General features: G+C 70.0%; 10 protein-coding genes. 6 read left to right on the plus strand and 4 right to left on the minus strand.

Translation table 11 applies throughout. The features are described 5' to 3' along the window. Window positions 1-120: 120 nt before the first annotated feature. Window positions 121-1,293, minus strand: coding sequence for an epoxide hydrolase (locus OG584_RS03220; RefSeq protein ID WP_405774745.1), 1,173 nt, complete (start codon window positions 1,291-1,293; stop codon window positions 121-123). Window positions 1,294-1,396: 103 nt separating this feature from the next. On the opposite strand from OG584_RS03220, the gene OG584_RS03225 reads away from it, so the two are divergent. The 3 genes from OG584_RS03225 to OG584_RS03235 all read left to right on the plus strand — a co-directional run bounded on the left by OG584_RS03225 (window position 1,397) and on the right by OG584_RS03235 (window position 5,393). Then, window positions 1,397-1,972: a CGNR zinc finger domain-containing protein gene (locus OG584_RS03225; RefSeq protein ID WP_405774747.1), complete on the plus strand. Its 576-nt coding sequence runs from the start codon at window positions 1,397-1,399 to the stop codon at window positions 1,970-1,972. A gap of 332 nt (window positions 1,973-2,304) precedes the next feature. Next, window positions 2,305-3,798 carry an APC family permease gene (locus OG584_RS03230; RefSeq protein WP_405774749.1) on the plus strand — a complete coding sequence of 498 codons (1,494 nt, stop codon included), beginning with the start codon at window positions 2,305-2,307 and terminating at the stop codon, window positions 3,796-3,798. Further along, window positions 3,798-5,393: a serine hydrolase domain-containing protein gene (locus tag OG584_RS03235; protein WP_405774751.1), complete on the plus strand. Its 1,596-nt coding sequence runs from the start codon at window positions 3,798-3,800 to the stop codon at window positions 5,391-5,393. Before OG584_RS03230 ends, OG584_RS03235 begins: the two co-directional genes overlap by 1 nt. Here the strand turns inward: OG584_RS03235 and OG584_RS03240 are convergent, their stop codons facing one another. After that, a complete protein-coding gene (locus OG584_RS03240) occupies window positions 5,394-7,007 on the minus strand; it encodes a helix-turn-helix domain-containing protein (protein WP_405774752.1) in 1,614 nt (537 codons plus the stop codon). Between the two features lie 138 nt (window positions 7,008-7,145). Between OG584_RS03240 and lysA the strand changes: the two genes are divergently transcribed. Continuing rightward, a complete protein-coding gene (gene lysA / locus OG584_RS03245) occupies window positions 7,146-8,432 on the plus strand; it encodes a diaminopimelate decarboxylase (RefSeq protein ID WP_405774754.1) in 1,287 nt (428 codons plus the stop codon). Between the two features lie 184 nt (window positions 8,433-8,616). Then, window positions 8,617-8,952 (plus strand): hypothetical protein, encoded by a 336-nt coding sequence (locus tag OG584_RS03250; RefSeq protein WP_405783854.1) that lies wholly within the window; start codon window positions 8,617-8,619, stop codon window positions 8,950-8,952. Window positions 8,953-9,108: 156 nt separating this feature from the next. Here OG584_RS03250 and OG584_RS03255 read toward each other — a convergent pair whose 3' ends face one another. Further along, window positions 9,109-9,588 (minus strand): DUF6314 family protein, encoded by a 480-nt coding sequence (locus tag OG584_RS03255; protein WP_405774756.1) that lies wholly within the window; start codon window positions 9,586-9,588, stop codon window positions 9,109-9,111. A 513-nt stretch (window positions 9,589-10,101) separates the two neighbouring features. On the opposite strand from OG584_RS03255, the gene OG584_RS03260 reads away from it, so the two are divergent. Beyond that, on the plus strand, window positions 10,102-12,063 hold the full coding sequence (locus OG584_RS03260; protein ID WP_405774758.1) for an acyl-CoA dehydrogenase: 1,962 nt from the start codon (window positions 10,102-10,104) through the stop codon (window positions 12,061-12,063). Between the two features lie 277 nt (window positions 12,064-12,340). Here OG584_RS03260 and OG584_RS03265 read toward each other — a convergent pair whose 3' ends face one another. After that, window positions 12,341-14,044, minus strand: a complete 1,704-nt coding sequence (locus OG584_RS03265; protein WP_405774760.1) for a glycosyl hydrolase family 18 protein — start codon at window positions 14,042-14,044, stop codon at window positions 12,341-12,343. Window positions 14,045-14,307: the final 263 nt, after the last annotated feature.

Genomic DNA, 14,307 nt, shown 5'->3' on the forward strand with positions numbered 1-14,307 from the left:
CTCCACACTGTCTTCGCCGCGCTCTGCCCGACCACGTTCTGCCGTGTCGGTGAACCCGGCCCGGATGCCGTCGGGCAACGCCTTGAGCCGGAGCAGGCGGCGACCGGGTGCCGGCCGCGTTCACCGGTTGGCGGACAGTACTGCCGCGAGGCCCTCCTGCAGATCTTTGACGAAGTACTCGGGAACTTCCAGCGACGGGAAATGACCCCCTTTCCCGGGCGCCCTCCATCGGACGATCTGCCGGTACCGCTCCTGTGCCCAGGGGCGTGGACACTTCTCGACGTCGCGGGGATACATGGTGAGCGCTGAGGGGACGTCGACCCGAAGTTCGGGGTCCAGCGAGTTGTGGCTTTCGTAGTAGATGCGGGCGGCTGATGCCCCGGTCCGTGTCAGCCAATAGAGGGTGACGTCGTCGAGAATGCGGTCTCTGGAGATCGTCTCGAACGGGCTGTCCTCGGTGTCCGACCACTCGGCGAACTTGTCAAGGATCCAGGCGAGAAGCCCGACCGGTGAGTCGACGAGCGAGTAGCCGATGGTCTGCGGTCGGGTCGCCTGCTGCTTCGCGTACGCCGCGCGGTGGCGCCAGAAATCGCGGGTCTCCTCGGTCCACTTGCGCTCGACCGCCGTCAGCCCGTCCGTGGTCAATCCGGGGGGTGCCTCCGCGAACGTGGTGTGGATGCCGAGAACGTGCGCCGGGAACCTGCCGCCGAGGACTGTGGTGATGTTGCCTCCCCAGTCGCCACCGTGGGCTGCGAACTTGCTGTAGCCGAGCCTTCCCATGAGTTCCACCCATGCGGCCGCGATCTTTTCGGTTCCCCACCCGGTGGTGGCCGGCTTGTCGCTGTAGCCGAAGCCCGGCAGCGACGGGACCACGACGTGGAACGCCGGCGCGTCCGCATCTTTCGGATCTGCCAGCTCGTCCACTACATCGATGAACCGAGCGATGCTGTCCGGCCAGCCGTGCGTCAAGACCAGAGGAGTGGCGTCTGCGCGCGCGGACCGGCGGTGCAGGAAGTGGATTCCCAGATCATCGATGGTCGTGCGGAACTGGCCGATGCGGTCGAGGCGCTCTTCGAACGACCGCCAGTTGTACCCGGTGCGCCAGTAGTTCACGACCTCGACGAGGTCGGCGAGGGGAACGCCCTGTTCCCATCGGCGAGGGCCGGCCGCGGCGCGATGGACCGTCTCGGGCTCCGGCAGCCGCGCCGCGGCCAGTCGTGCGCGCAGATCGTCGAGCTCGGCGTCGGTTGCGTGGGCTTCAAACGCTTGCACGTCGCTGGTCGGACGGGGCATGAGGCCTCCTGGCCATCGTGGAATCGGCTGCGCATCACTCGGAACCGGCTAAGACGGTTCTACTACGCCTTCGGGCCGGCCTGCAACCGGCTAAGGTGGTTCCATGCATGCCGGTTTCCCTGACTTCCGCCTCGGTACGGTTCTGGCGACCAGCTTCACGGGGACCCTGTCGGAGCGTCATGGCAACGCCGTGGAACGCATTCCCACACCGCACCGGCTCGTCGACTGGCTGACTCTGAACGGCCTCGCCGTGCCGTCCTGCACCACCGCCCAGCTCGACGCCGCCCGGGAACTGAGGGAGTCCATTCACGCCACCGCGACAGCGGCCGCGACCCAGGACGCTCTCCCTGCGACTGCTGTCCAAGTCATCAATGACTTCAGCGCTCAGGGGCGGGCCGCGGCTGTCCTGACGCCCGAGGGCAAACGGCGATGGCTACTCGGCTCGGCTTCCTGCGTGGAAGATGCCCTCAGCGTGATCGCCGCCGACGCGATCAGCATCGTCGCAGGCGAACGCGACGGAAAATTGGCCTTGTGCGCGTCACCGACCTGCCGAGCCGCCTTCTTCGACACCAGCCGGAGCCGCACCCGCAAATGGTGTGACATGAACACGTGTGGGAACCGTCAGAAGAAGGCGCGCTTCAATGCCAACCAGCGCAAAAACCCCGGACCGGCGGAGTGACCGTTGCCTCGGTCCAGCCACGTGGTCCCACGCCTGGTTCACCGGTTCTGGACCCAACGCCGCCTAGCCAGGGCTTGCTGAACGAACCCGTCTGCTGCTCCTCAGCGCTCAAGCCGCCGCGCGCGGCCTGACCCGGGGCCCCAGACGTCAGTCCTGTCAGAAGCTCCGGGTGACCTCGTCGCCCGGAGCTTCGCCGTGTCCGGGGTGGATCAGCCCGGCGTTGGTAGCAGCGACAACCGACGGGCCGCGGCTTTGGCGCGTACGACGAGGACGGCCCCGGTGACGCCCCCGTACGTTGTGCCGACCAGGCGCGAACGGAGAGTGGAGCCCAGATGACCGAACTGATCCCGTCGGAAAGCACGCGGCCGGCGTCCGGGGCGGGCAGACGCACACTCGGCGTGCTGCCCCTGGTCGGAATCTTCTTCTTCACGGTGTCCGGAGGTCCCTTCGGGCTCGAAGGCTCGCTCTCCAGCGCCGGTCCGGGCATGACCCTGCTGATGATCGTCCTGGTGCCGGTGGTCTTCGGCGTGCCGAACGCGCTGGTGGCAGCGGAGTTGAGTGCCGCGATACCCGTCGACGGCGGCTACTACTACTGGACGAAGATCGCGCTCGGCAGAGGTGCGGCGTTCGTGTTCGGGGCCTGGAATTCGATCGGGTCGGTGCTGAACCTCGCCCTCTACCCGATCCTGCTGGTCGACTACCTGGCCACCTGGGTCCCGGACATCGCCCGCGGGAAGGGGCTGGTGATCGTGGATCTGTTCCACGGCGGTTTCGTCGTGGACCTGCACTGGATCGTCACCGTCGCCGTCATCGTCCCGATGGCGTACCTGAACTACCGCGGTTCCAAGGCGGTGAGCGAGTACTCGGTCGGGATGATGCTGCTGATCCTCGCACCGTTCGCGGTGCTGGCGGTCCTCGGTATCTGGCATGCGGTCGGCAATGGGATCAACGTGCTCTCGCCCTTCACGGTGCCTGGCCAGAGCGTCCACTCGTCGGTGGCCGGCGCGCTCAGCGTGATCGTGTGGCTGTACCTCGGCTTCGACGGCCCGAGCACCGTGCTGGGCGAGGTCGCCGACGCGCACCGGACCTACACCCGGGCCCTGGTCATCTCGGTTCCGCTGATCATCACCGCCTACCTGCTGCCCACCATCGCCGCCATCGGCAGCGGGCTGCACCGGGGTGCGCCCGCCGACTGGGCCCAGGGCGACTTCATCGTGGTCGGCGACGCCCTGGGCGGAATCTGGCTGAAGGTGCTGATCTCCCTGGGATCGGCGCTCTCCCTGGTGGGGCTGTTCATGGCGATCCTGCTGACGAGCACCCGGGTCCCGCGGGCACTCGCCGCGGACGCGTACCTGCCGCGCTGGATGGCCCGGGACAGCAAACGGTTCCACACGCCGGTGGGAGCGCTGCTGGCGAGCACCACGGTCGTCGTCGTGCTCGCCGCCGTCGACTTCAGCTCGATCCTGCGCGCCACGGTGCTCCTCACCCTGGCCTCGATCCTGCTGGAATTCGTGGCCTTCCTGGTACTCCGCTGGAGATATCCGCAGATGGTCCGGCCGGTCCGGGTCCCCGGCGGCCGGACCGGCGCGGTCCTGGTCGTCGTGCTGCCCACGGCGATGATCGTGTACCTGGCGTGGAGCACGGCGGTCGACGAGGCCGCGACGTTCGGCACAAGTCTCGCGGTGGCGCTGCTGGCCGTGCTGCTGTACCCGCTGTGCCGACGGTTCGTCAAAGGTGCCCGGCCGGACGCGGACATCGACTTCTCCCGGGTCGAGCTGGGTCCGGACCGGTTCACGGGATTCGGTTCACGGAAGGCGGACGTCTGATGGATGCGCAACGGGTGGTCTCCGGGCTTGCGGAGCGGTTGCGGACCGGGTGGCCGGTGCCGGGAATCGCGGTCAGCGTCGTCGATGGGACCGGCGAGTCCGCGTTCGTCACCGCGGGATTCGCGAACGCGGAGTCCGGGACGCCGGTCTCCCGTCGCACACGGTTCGAGATCGGTTCCATCAGCAAGACCTTCACCGCCTTCCTGGTCGGCATACTGGCGGACGAGGGGAAGGTGGACCTCGACGCGGCGGTCGCCGACCACCTGCCCTGGTTCGCCCCGAACGGCGGCTCCCGCGCGATCACCGTCCGGCACCTCCTGCAGCACACCTCCGGCCTGGTGGCCGGGGCCGACGCGCTGCCCGATGCCGCCGCACGCGGCTACGCGCTGCGCGATGCGAGGACCTGGGCCGAACCAGGCGAGCTGTTCCACTACTCCAACGAGGGCTACAACCTGCTGGGGTTGATCGTCGAGCAGGTGACGGGGGAATCGCTGGCGGACGCCATGGACGGACGGCTGCTGCGGCCCCTGGGCATGCGCGACTCGGCGGCGCGGATCACGCACGAGGACACCGCCGACGGGGACATCGACAGACTTGCCACCGGCTACCGGTTCCTGCGCGACGACCGTCCGCCGCTGCCGTCGGCCCCGCTCGCGCCGGCCGGTTTCTTCGAGTATTCGGCAGCCGATGGGAACGTACTGGCAACCGCTTCCGACCTGGGCCTGTTCGCTCGCATGCTGCTGGGCCGGGGCACCCTGGACGGCACCAGGATCATCGGGCCGGAGCGTTTCCGGCAGATCGTCACGGTGCCTGCCGACGTGGCCGGGTCCGGCTACGCGCTGGGCGTGGACGTGGAGGTGGTCGACGGCCGCACCTGGCTGACGCACGCCGGCGGGATGGTCGGATACCGCTCGTACCTCGCGGTCGACACCGACGGCGGGCACGGTGTCGCCGTACTGACCAACGCACCCGGCGAGTGCCAGATCATCGACCGCTTCGCCCGCCACGTGCTCGCCGTCGTCCAGGGAGCCCCGGCGGACCCGGCGCTGTTCGACCCGGAGCGGGTTCCCGACGCCCGGCGCTACGTGGGGATTCACGGAACGGCGCCGCGCCGGATCCGCGTCGAGGCCACGGGGGACGACGGCCTCTCGCTCACCGCGGACGAGGTGACCGGCAGGCTGTACGACGCTGGCGACGGGCGGCTGGTGTGCGATCACCCAGGATGGTCCGCCTACCACCACTCTCTGGACGGGCGCTGGCTCCACGGACCTGAGTCACTTGGCCCCAGCCCCTCCGCGCCGCCCGCTCCCCCGCATCCCCTCGCAGGTCACTACCGGAGCTACACCCCCTGGTATCCCAGCTTCAGCATCGTGCGGCGGGCGGGACGACTGCACATGATCGCCGCGACCGGCGTGGAAGCGCCCTGCGACGAACCGGAACTCGTCCCGCTCGACGACGGGACGTTCCGCATCGGAGCCGACCCCCGGCTGCCGGAGCGCCTGACGGCCGGCCCCGCCCTGGACGGCGCGGTGCTCTGGGTCGACCTCGACGGGTGCCGCTACACGCGCTCGTTCCGGGATCAGCCGCAGGCTTGATCAGCCGGAGCCCTGGGCGCCCGTCCGCAGCTCGCGCACCCGGAGCTGGAGGTGCGCGAGCAGCATGGCGTCGGCATCGGCGAAGTCCAGCCCGGAGACCTCGCGGATACGGCGCAGCCGGTAGCGCATGGTGTTGGGGTGGATGTGCAGCGCCTCCGCAGCGGTGTCGGTGGCTCCCGCGGCGGCGAGATAGGCGGCCAGGGTCGCCGCCAGCGGCCCGTCCTGGCCCTCTGCCTGGCGCAGCCGGTGCAGCGCGCCGCCGGCGTCCGGCAGGCCGAGCGCCTCGGTCGCGTCGGCGAGATGCAGCAGCAGCACCGCCAGCGCCATGTCCTCCACGGTGCGCACGGCCCCTCCGCGGACGGCCGGGTGCCGCAGCGCCCGCAGCGCGGCGTCCGCCTGCGCCCGCACGCCGGCGATCCGGCCCGTCGATTCGGCCGGGCCGCTGACGGCGACCACGTAGTCACCGGCCAGTGGGGTCCGCGCGAGGAAGTCGCGGGCCAGGGCGACGGCCGACTCCACGGCCGTGGCGTGTTCCGGTGGCCAGGCAGCCAGTACGTACACCGCTCCGGTGCCCGCCACCACGGCTGAACGGGGGTGCACGGCAGCCAGGAAGTACTCCAGCGTGTCCGCGAACCGGCGCAGCCCGGCGGCGTCCAGCGCGTCGGAGCCCGTGCTCCCGGTCAACCGCGGGGCCGCGGCCAGGACGCAGACCGGGCCGGAGCCCAGCTGCAGCCGGCTCGCCTCCACCGGGTCGGCCGCCCCGCCGAGTACCGCGGCGGCCAGCTCACCGCGCTGGAGGCGCGCGTAGCTGGTCTCCGTGCGCAGGCCGACCAGTTGCAGCGCGACCACGGGCGCGAATTCACGCAGCCGGGCTGTGGACGCCTCGTCGGGTGGCCCGGCGACGGCGGCCCAGATGTAGCCGACGACGTCCGAACCGGCCCGGACCGCGATCGCCAGCCTTGCCAGCTGATCCGCCCCGGTCGCCTCCATGTACACCGGTTCGGCGCTGGTATGGAGTCGCTCGAACTCCTGACGCTCGCGCTGTTCGGCGAGCGTCCGCTGGTGCACGGCCCGCCCCAGGATGGTCTCGATCCGCTCGGAGTCGGTCCGGTCCTGCCCCTCCGACCAGGCGACCAGCGCCGAGAAGCGGTCCTCGATGGTGACCGGGGCACCGACGGCCTCATAGACCGCGTTCGCCAGGGCGAACAGCTCCGCGCCGCTGCCGGCCGAGCGCACGCGCGTCCTGGCGTACTCGAGCAGCTGCTCACGGACGGTCGTCGCCACGTGCATCCAGGACGCGTCCCGGTTGACCTCGATGATCGTCGGCTTGTCGTCGGCCGACGGCGGCACCGGGGCCTTCACCGCGAGCACCTCAGCGCCCGCCTGCCGCATGGCCGCGGTCAGCTCGCGCAACTCGGCCTCCGTGGTCACGCCGACCCCCAGCACCACGCACCCGGGTCCGAGCTGTGTCGGCGCACCCGGGGCATGGATGGCGATGTCGGTGAGCGGCCCGCCGCTGCCGGTCCCCTCCTGTACCAGGCGCAGCAGCGCCGGGCCGACGTTGTCCACGAGCTGACGGACGGGCAGGTGCCCCCGAGCGCCGGAATCCCGCATGGTGCACCCCCGACTCGACGGACTGTTGTCGGCGTCAAGTCTGGGAGACCCGCATTGACGATGTCAACGATGTTCCGGAGTGACCACAGCGGGAGCATGGCAGGAGAGCCGGACGGATCAGTGGCACAAGGAGCACGGATGGCAACGATGCAGACGCAGGCAGGCCGGGAACTGCTGGGGCTGTTCCCGCCAGGGACCACTCGGGCCGGGAACGGCGGACTGGCGATCGGCGGTGTAGCGGCGGCCGAACTCGCCGAGGCCTACGGCACTCCCGCGCTGATCCTCGACGAGGCATCGGTCCGCGCCCGCGCCCGCCGGTACGCCGACGGCCTGGCCGCCCGGTGGCCGAACTCCCGCGCCACCTTCGCCTCCAAGGCCTTCCCCTGCACCGCCGTCGTCCGGCTGCTCGCGGAAGAGGGCCTCGGTATCGACGTGGCCGGCGGCGGCGAACTGACCCTCGCCCTCGCCGCAGGCGCGGACCCGGCCGGCCTGGTCGTCCACGGCAACGCCAAGACCGAGGAGGAGCTGCGCCTCGCCGTCGATGCCGGCGCCGGGACGGTCGTCGTCGACAACTTCGACGACATCGACCGGCTGGAGAAGATCCTCGCCGGCACCGCGGCGGAGCAGGGAGTGCTGGTCCGGGTCACCCCCGGCATCCGTCCCGACACCCACGAGGCCGTGTCCACCGGGCAGAACGGCTCCAAGTTCGGTCTGCCCCTGCCGCAGGCCCGGAGCGCGATCGCGCGGCTGCGCGGCAGCGACCGGCTGCGGCTGGACGGTGTCCACGTGCACGTCGGGTCGCAGATCCTGGACCTCGCGCCCTTCGCGCAGGCCGTCGAGGCGGTCGCCGAACTCGGCGAATTCGCCGTCTACGACCTGGGCGGCGGCCTCGGCTCCCGCTACACCTACGCCGACCGGCCGCCCACGGTGGAGGCGTACCTCGACACCGTCACCGACGTCGCCCGGCGCCTGCTGCCCGCCGGCGCCCGCATCATCGTCGAGCCGGGCCGCTCGATGGTCGCCGAGTCCGGCGTCTCGCTGTACCGGGTCGTCTCCGTCAAGCGCGGCGGTGGCCACACCTTCGTCGCCGTCGACGGCGGCATGGGCGACAACCTCGAAGTCTCCCTGTACCAGCAGCGCTTCGAGGCCGCCGTCGCCGACCGCCCGACCGGCGGGGGCGAGCTGTGCCACCTGGTGGGCCGGCACTGCGAGTCCGGCGACACCCTCAGCACGGGCATCCCGTTGGCGGACCCGTGCGTCGGGGACCTGATCGCCGTGCCGGTCACCGGCGCCTACACCTATGCACTGAGCAACAACTACAACGGCGCGCGCCGCCCGCCGGTGGTCTTCGTCCGCGACGGCGCGCACCGCGCCGTGGTGCGCCGTGAGACCTACGCCGACCTGATGCGCCGGGATCTGCCGTAGCGTCGCGGCCGGGCTGGCCGGACTGTTCCCCGTGCCGCGCGGTGGCGGGACGGTTCCGGTGGCCGGTCAGGGCGGTGGCGTGCCGATCAGGCCGGTGTGGGTGATGGGTGGGCTTGGCAGGCGGGCGTTACCTCGCTCCGTCCTGACCGTTAAGGCGGTCGTGATCACTCGACGCTTGACCACCATGCTGGGCGCCTTCGCTGCGTCCGCCCTGTTCGCACTGTCCATGCCTACCTCTATCGCCCATGCCGCCGAGTGCGGGGTCCGCTCCGACGGCAGGCTGTACTGCGGCAACGCCGTAGGAGCCAAGGGGTACGCGGACCGCTCCTACCGTTCGGCAACCCGCGGCACGCTGACCACCGGGTTCAACTGGTTCGCGTGCTGGGGCCACGGCGACCCCCACCAGGGCGGAAACGACATCTGGTACTGGACGCAGCTCGACAACGGCGCATGGGGCAACGTCCCTGCCGTATCCGTGAAGACGGGCCAGGACCCGGCTACTGGCCTGCGCGAGTGCTGAGGCCGTAGCGCCGGGACCTGAGCGCTGCAGCCGGCCGGAGAGGCCGACTGCAGCGCTCAGGCACATTCGGGGCTCGCGGGCTGTTCGGGACGCGGCCTCTGCAGCTCGGACTCCAGGTGCAGCACGCCGTTGATCCGCACGTCCTCCACGGCGGTCTCAGATCCGGTGGTGCACGGTCGTCAGCCGCAGGTCCTTGGCCGGGCCGCGTACCGTCCACACCACCTGCCAGCTGTCCGCGGCGAGTACGCGGAATTCGCCGCGATAGACGTCCTCGGCGCACGGATGGTCGGCGACGCAGCTGCCCTCGCGCAGGTCAAGGGTGTGGAATGGGCGGCCGTCGGTGAATCGCACGAAGGCGGCCCCGTCGCCGGCCGGCTCGAAGAGGTGCTCGCGGGAGGCGGGGCGGGTCACCCCGTTCCAGGTGAATTCGCCCCGCTCGACGTGCCGTAGTCCGGCGCCGGGCTCACGGCGTGTGAAGTCGGCCGTACCGCGGAAGGTGCCATGCCGGTCCTGGGACAGGTCGTGCACGGTCCGCTCAACACTCCAGCGTCCGGTGAGATAGCCGAGCGTGTCCGCCACGTGGAGCCCGCCGGGCGGGATGGCGCCCCCGGCCGCCGCCGTGTCCTGTCGCGCCATCGTGCCGCCCCTCCGCCCTGCCGGTCTGTCCTGCGGGTCTGTCCTGCGGGTCTGTCCTCCGTGATGCTAGCCCCGGTATCGAACCGCCCGTCGCGGCCCCGGAACAGGACGCACCTCTCTGCCGCCCAGCGTGGGACGGCTGCGTAAGCGCACCGGGACGGCAGCGTGGGGAAGTGAGGGCGAAGATTCACCTGGTCGCTCCGAGCGGTCACCCCCGGCCGCCCAGCCGTCCGGGCGGTTCGGTCACCACGGTGCACGTCCTCGGCCGCAGGCCGCCGGGTGTGGCGCCCATGCCGGTCCTGGTGATCAAGCACGACGAGCCGTTCGGCCGCCGGCAGCCTCCTTGGGCCGCCCCTGTCGGATCAGCTCGGCCCTTACCTCGCGGGGCGGTAGTCACCGCCCTGATCCGGCTGTCCGCATGCGTCCAGGGGCCGCGTTCCCGCGGTGCCCCGGACGGCTCCTGCCACTGGCTCGTCCCGGGTTGATCGTCGAGCGCCGGGGTAGCGGAGTGACATGGCCCCCGAGAACGCTTCCACTTCCGCAACCGGTTATGTGCAGCCCGAGATCGACGTCCCGTCACTGACCGGGGTACTCGACGGCGAGTACGCCGAGATCCGCGACCTCGTCCGTACCAACCTGACGACATACGCCTCCGTCCTCGATGACGCAGACGAGCTCGGCATCGACGCGTTCCGCGAACGGGTGCGTGAGGTCGTCGTCAAGATGGCCGCGACGGGTCAGACCGGTATGGGCTTTCCCGCCGAGCACGGCGGGGGCGGCGATGTCGGGGCCTCGATCGCCGCGTTCGAGACGCTCGCCTTCGGTGATCTGTCGGTCCTGGTGAAGGTCGGCGTTCAGTTCGGGCTCTTCGGGGGCGCGATCCTGCATCTGGGCACCGAGCGTCATCACGACGCGTACCTCCCCGACCTGATCACCGGGGAGCTCATGGGCTGCTTCGCCATGACCGAGACGGGGCACGGCTCCAACGTCCAGGCGCTGGGCACCGTCGCGAAGTACGACACGGCGGGCCAGGAGTTCGTCATCACCACCCCTGACGACCACGCGCGCAAGGACTACATCGGCAACGCGGCCCGCCATGCCGAACTGGCCGTCGTCTTCGCCCAGCTGGAGGTGGACGGCCGGTCCCAGGGGGTGCATTCCTTCGTCGTTCCGCTGCGAGTTGACGGCAGGACGGCGCCCGGCGTCCGGATCGAGGACGACGGCCGCAAGATGGGGCTCAACGGTGTGGACAACGGCCGCATCTGGTTCGACGGTGTGCGGGTGCCGCGCGAAGCGCTGCTCAACAGGTTCGCCGACGTCACACCCGAGGGTGTCTACGAGAGTGCCATCGACAGCCCGAACCGGCGCTTTTTCACCATGCTCGGCACTCTGGTGCAGGGCCGGGTCAGCGTTGCCGGTGCCGGTATCAACGTCGCCAAGGTCGCGCTGGCGATCGCCACGAAGTACGCCGTGCGACGGCGGCAGTTCGAGGCGGCTCCGGGCTCCGGGGAGCAGGTGCTCCTCGACTACGGCCTGCATCAGCGCCGCCTGCTGCCGCTCATCGCCCGGACGTACGCGCTGCACTTCGCACAGGATGAGGTGCGTACGCAGTTGCACGAGGTCTTCTCGGGCATCGAGGATGACGCGCAGGCGCGGCGCCGGCTCGAGTCACGGGCCGCGGGCATCAAGGCTGTCGGTACGTGGCACGCCACCCGCGTCGTCCAGGAGTGCCGGGAGGCGTGCGGCGGTGCCGGCTATCTCGCCGTCAACCGGTTCGCGGCCCTCAAGAGCGACAGCGATGTCTTCACCACCTTCGAGGGCGACAATCATGTCCTGCTGCAGCTTGTGGCGAAGGGGCTCCTCACTGATCACGCGAGCGAGTTCGAGGATCTCGATCAGCTCGGCATGGTCGGCTACGTCACCAATCTCGCCGTTGAGACGGTCATCGAGCGGACGTCGGCCCACAAACTGCTCGAACGGGTCCGCGACCTGTTGCCCGGCGGCGACGAGTGGGACCGGGAAGCCGGCTTGCTCGACTCGGAGTACCAGCTCGCCATGGTCCGGTTCCGGGAGGAGCACATGCTCGCCGGACTGGCCCGGCGGATCAAACGCGGGATCGACCAGAAGCGGGATCCGGGCTCTGTCTTCTCGCAGGTGCAGGACCACGTCATCGCGCTCGCCCACGCGCACGTCGAGCGGCTCGTGACGGAGGCCTTCGTCGCCAAGGTGCGCGCGCTGCCCGAAGGAGGCGAGAAGGCGGCGCTCGCTCTGCTCTGCGATCTGTTCGCCCTGTCGACGATCGAGGCGGACCGGGCCTGGTTCATGGAACACGGGCGGCTCACCGTCCAGCGTTCCAAGGCGATCAGCCGCGAGGTGAACGATCTCTGCCGTAAGGTCCGCCCCCTCGCAGCCGGCCTTGTCGACGCGTGGGGTGTCCCGTCCGCCGTGCTGCGGGCGCCTGATCTCGTGGGCTGACCCGGCCGGGCCCGCCGTCGCGGATCACCACGAGCGGGAGCCGGCCGAAAGGGCGTGCGGCTGCCGGGTCGGCGCGGACGCGAACGCTGGGGGCCGCCACATGGCGGCCCCCAGCGTTTTCCACACCTGGCTTGGTCAGTACCGGTCGTGACGGGTCGCCGAGCGGCGCCTCAGCAGGGAGACCGCGGAGACGGTGCGCGCCTGCGGCCCGCCATGCCCGGCCGGGCCATGCGAGACGGAAAGACCCGGGCCGGGCATCGCTGGAGTCGCGGAACGGTCAGCAGGTTCCCAGGTCCTGCCAGGCTCCCCACTCACCCGTGGTGCCCGGCTCCTCGTTGGTGGTCCACCACTTGGCCTTCCAGTTGTGGCCCTTCCAGGAGATCTGCTTGCCGCCGACGTAGACCTCGGAGGCGCTCCACGACGGTGAGGTGCAGGTGCCGGACGGGGGCGGGGTGGCCGGCGGCGTGGTGGGAGGCGTCGTCGGTGGTGTGGTCGGGGGTGTGGTCGGCGGCGCCGAGCAGTCGGACGCGGACCCGTTCGTCGCGGTCACGATCTTGTTGAAGAGGGTGGCCGCCGGGTCGAGGTCGAGCAGGGAGTACATCATCGAGCCGCCCAGGCCGTTGCAGTGCGCGTAGTCGGCCTTGGCCTGGATGCTCCTGTCGCCCAGCCCGGTCCAGAACTCCGTCCCGTTGTAGAAGTAGTTGGACTGCGAGGCCGCGTCGTAGAACGTGGTGGACGGATTGGCGACGATGCCTGTCAGTTCCTTGTAGTACGCGGTTCCCGCGACCTGGCTGATGCCGCGCGCCGGGGCCGGTCCGGTGGCCGGCTGGTACAGACCGTGGTTGCTTCCCGCCGAAACACCGGTCCATCCCCGGTAGTACAGCGGGTAGCCCATGGTGATCTTGTTGGCCGGGAACCCGCCGGGTATCCCGTAGGCCGGGTCACCGGTGGTCCATGCCTTGATGGCGTTGTCGGTGGAGTACTTCTCGGTGCCGGGCGGGATCGGCGTCGACGGATCGCCGGGCGACACGTACGTCGGGTCCTGGTTGTTGGTCGGGCCGGTCGCGTCCCAGGCGCCGTGCATGTCGTACGTCATGACGTTGGCGTAGTCGAGGTACTGGCCGAGCTTGTCGGTCTCGAGGTTCGCGATCTTGTCCTGGCCGGCCGGCAGCGCCGCGGTGAGCAGCATCTTCTTGCCGCCGTTGGAGGCACCGTAGGCATCGAGTTCAGTGCGGAACTCGGCCATCAGTTTGGTGTAGTTCGCCTTGTCCGCGGTGCTGTAGTGGTTCCCCGTGTGGCCGTTGGGCGAGCCGGGGTACTCCCAGTCGATGTCGAAGCCGTCGAAGATGCCGGCTGCGGAGCCGTCTCCGCCGTAGCCGCCCTGGACCGGCAGGTTGCCCTTGATGAACATGTCGATGCAGGAGCTGACGAGCTTCTTGCGGCCGGCGTCGGTCGCGGCCGCATCGGAGAAGAATTTGGAGTACGTCCAGCCGCCGATCGACGCGACGATCTTCAGCTTCGGGTATTTCGCCTTCAGTTTCTTGAGCTGGTTGAAGTTGCCGACGATCGGCTGGTCCCACTTGTCGGCGACACCGTCCACGCTGATGTCGGCGCCGTAGGACTTCTGGTAGTCGGCAAAGGCATCGCCCGCGCCGTCCCCGGCGTTGGGGTCGCTCTCGTTCGTCGAGTCGGATGCCTTGGTCGCCTCGAAACAGGTGTGACTCGTGGGGTCGATGTTCTCGAACGAGTAGTTGAGGATGTCCAGCTTGCCCGCGATCCCCTCGGTGTCGAGGTTCTTGGGGTAGAAGGCGTTGCCGTACACGCTCCACTGGTCGTAGTACGCGATCTTGACGCCTCCGCTGCTCGCGGCGGCAACCGCGGGTCTGGTGGCGGACGCGGCGTCCGCCTGGGCGCCGGTGACGCCGGCTGCGAGTGCGGTGAGCACTCCCGCGGCCAGCGCCGCGCTCGTGGCAGCGGCCATGAGCGTTCTCTTCCTGGATTGCACGGGTACCTCCAGATGGCGGATGTGGCACACCGGCTCGCGCAGCACGGTTGGTAAGGAGATATCCGCGGGTGAAGGGCACGTCAATAGTCTGGACCAATTGAGGACTAGACCAATCCACCCCAAGGCGACGTTGTCATAGCCCTGGCGCTGGTACATCTGAACTGGACCAGGCACCGGGCAAAACTGCCGGTCCTGGGCCCGTGCGGGGCGCCGGTGCCGAACCGCACGGGACCGCCGGA

The organism is Streptomyces sp. NBC_00859, from assembly GCF_045161865.1.
Classification (GTDB): Bacteria; Actinomycetota; Actinomycetes; order Streptomycetales; family Streptomycetaceae; genus Streptomyces.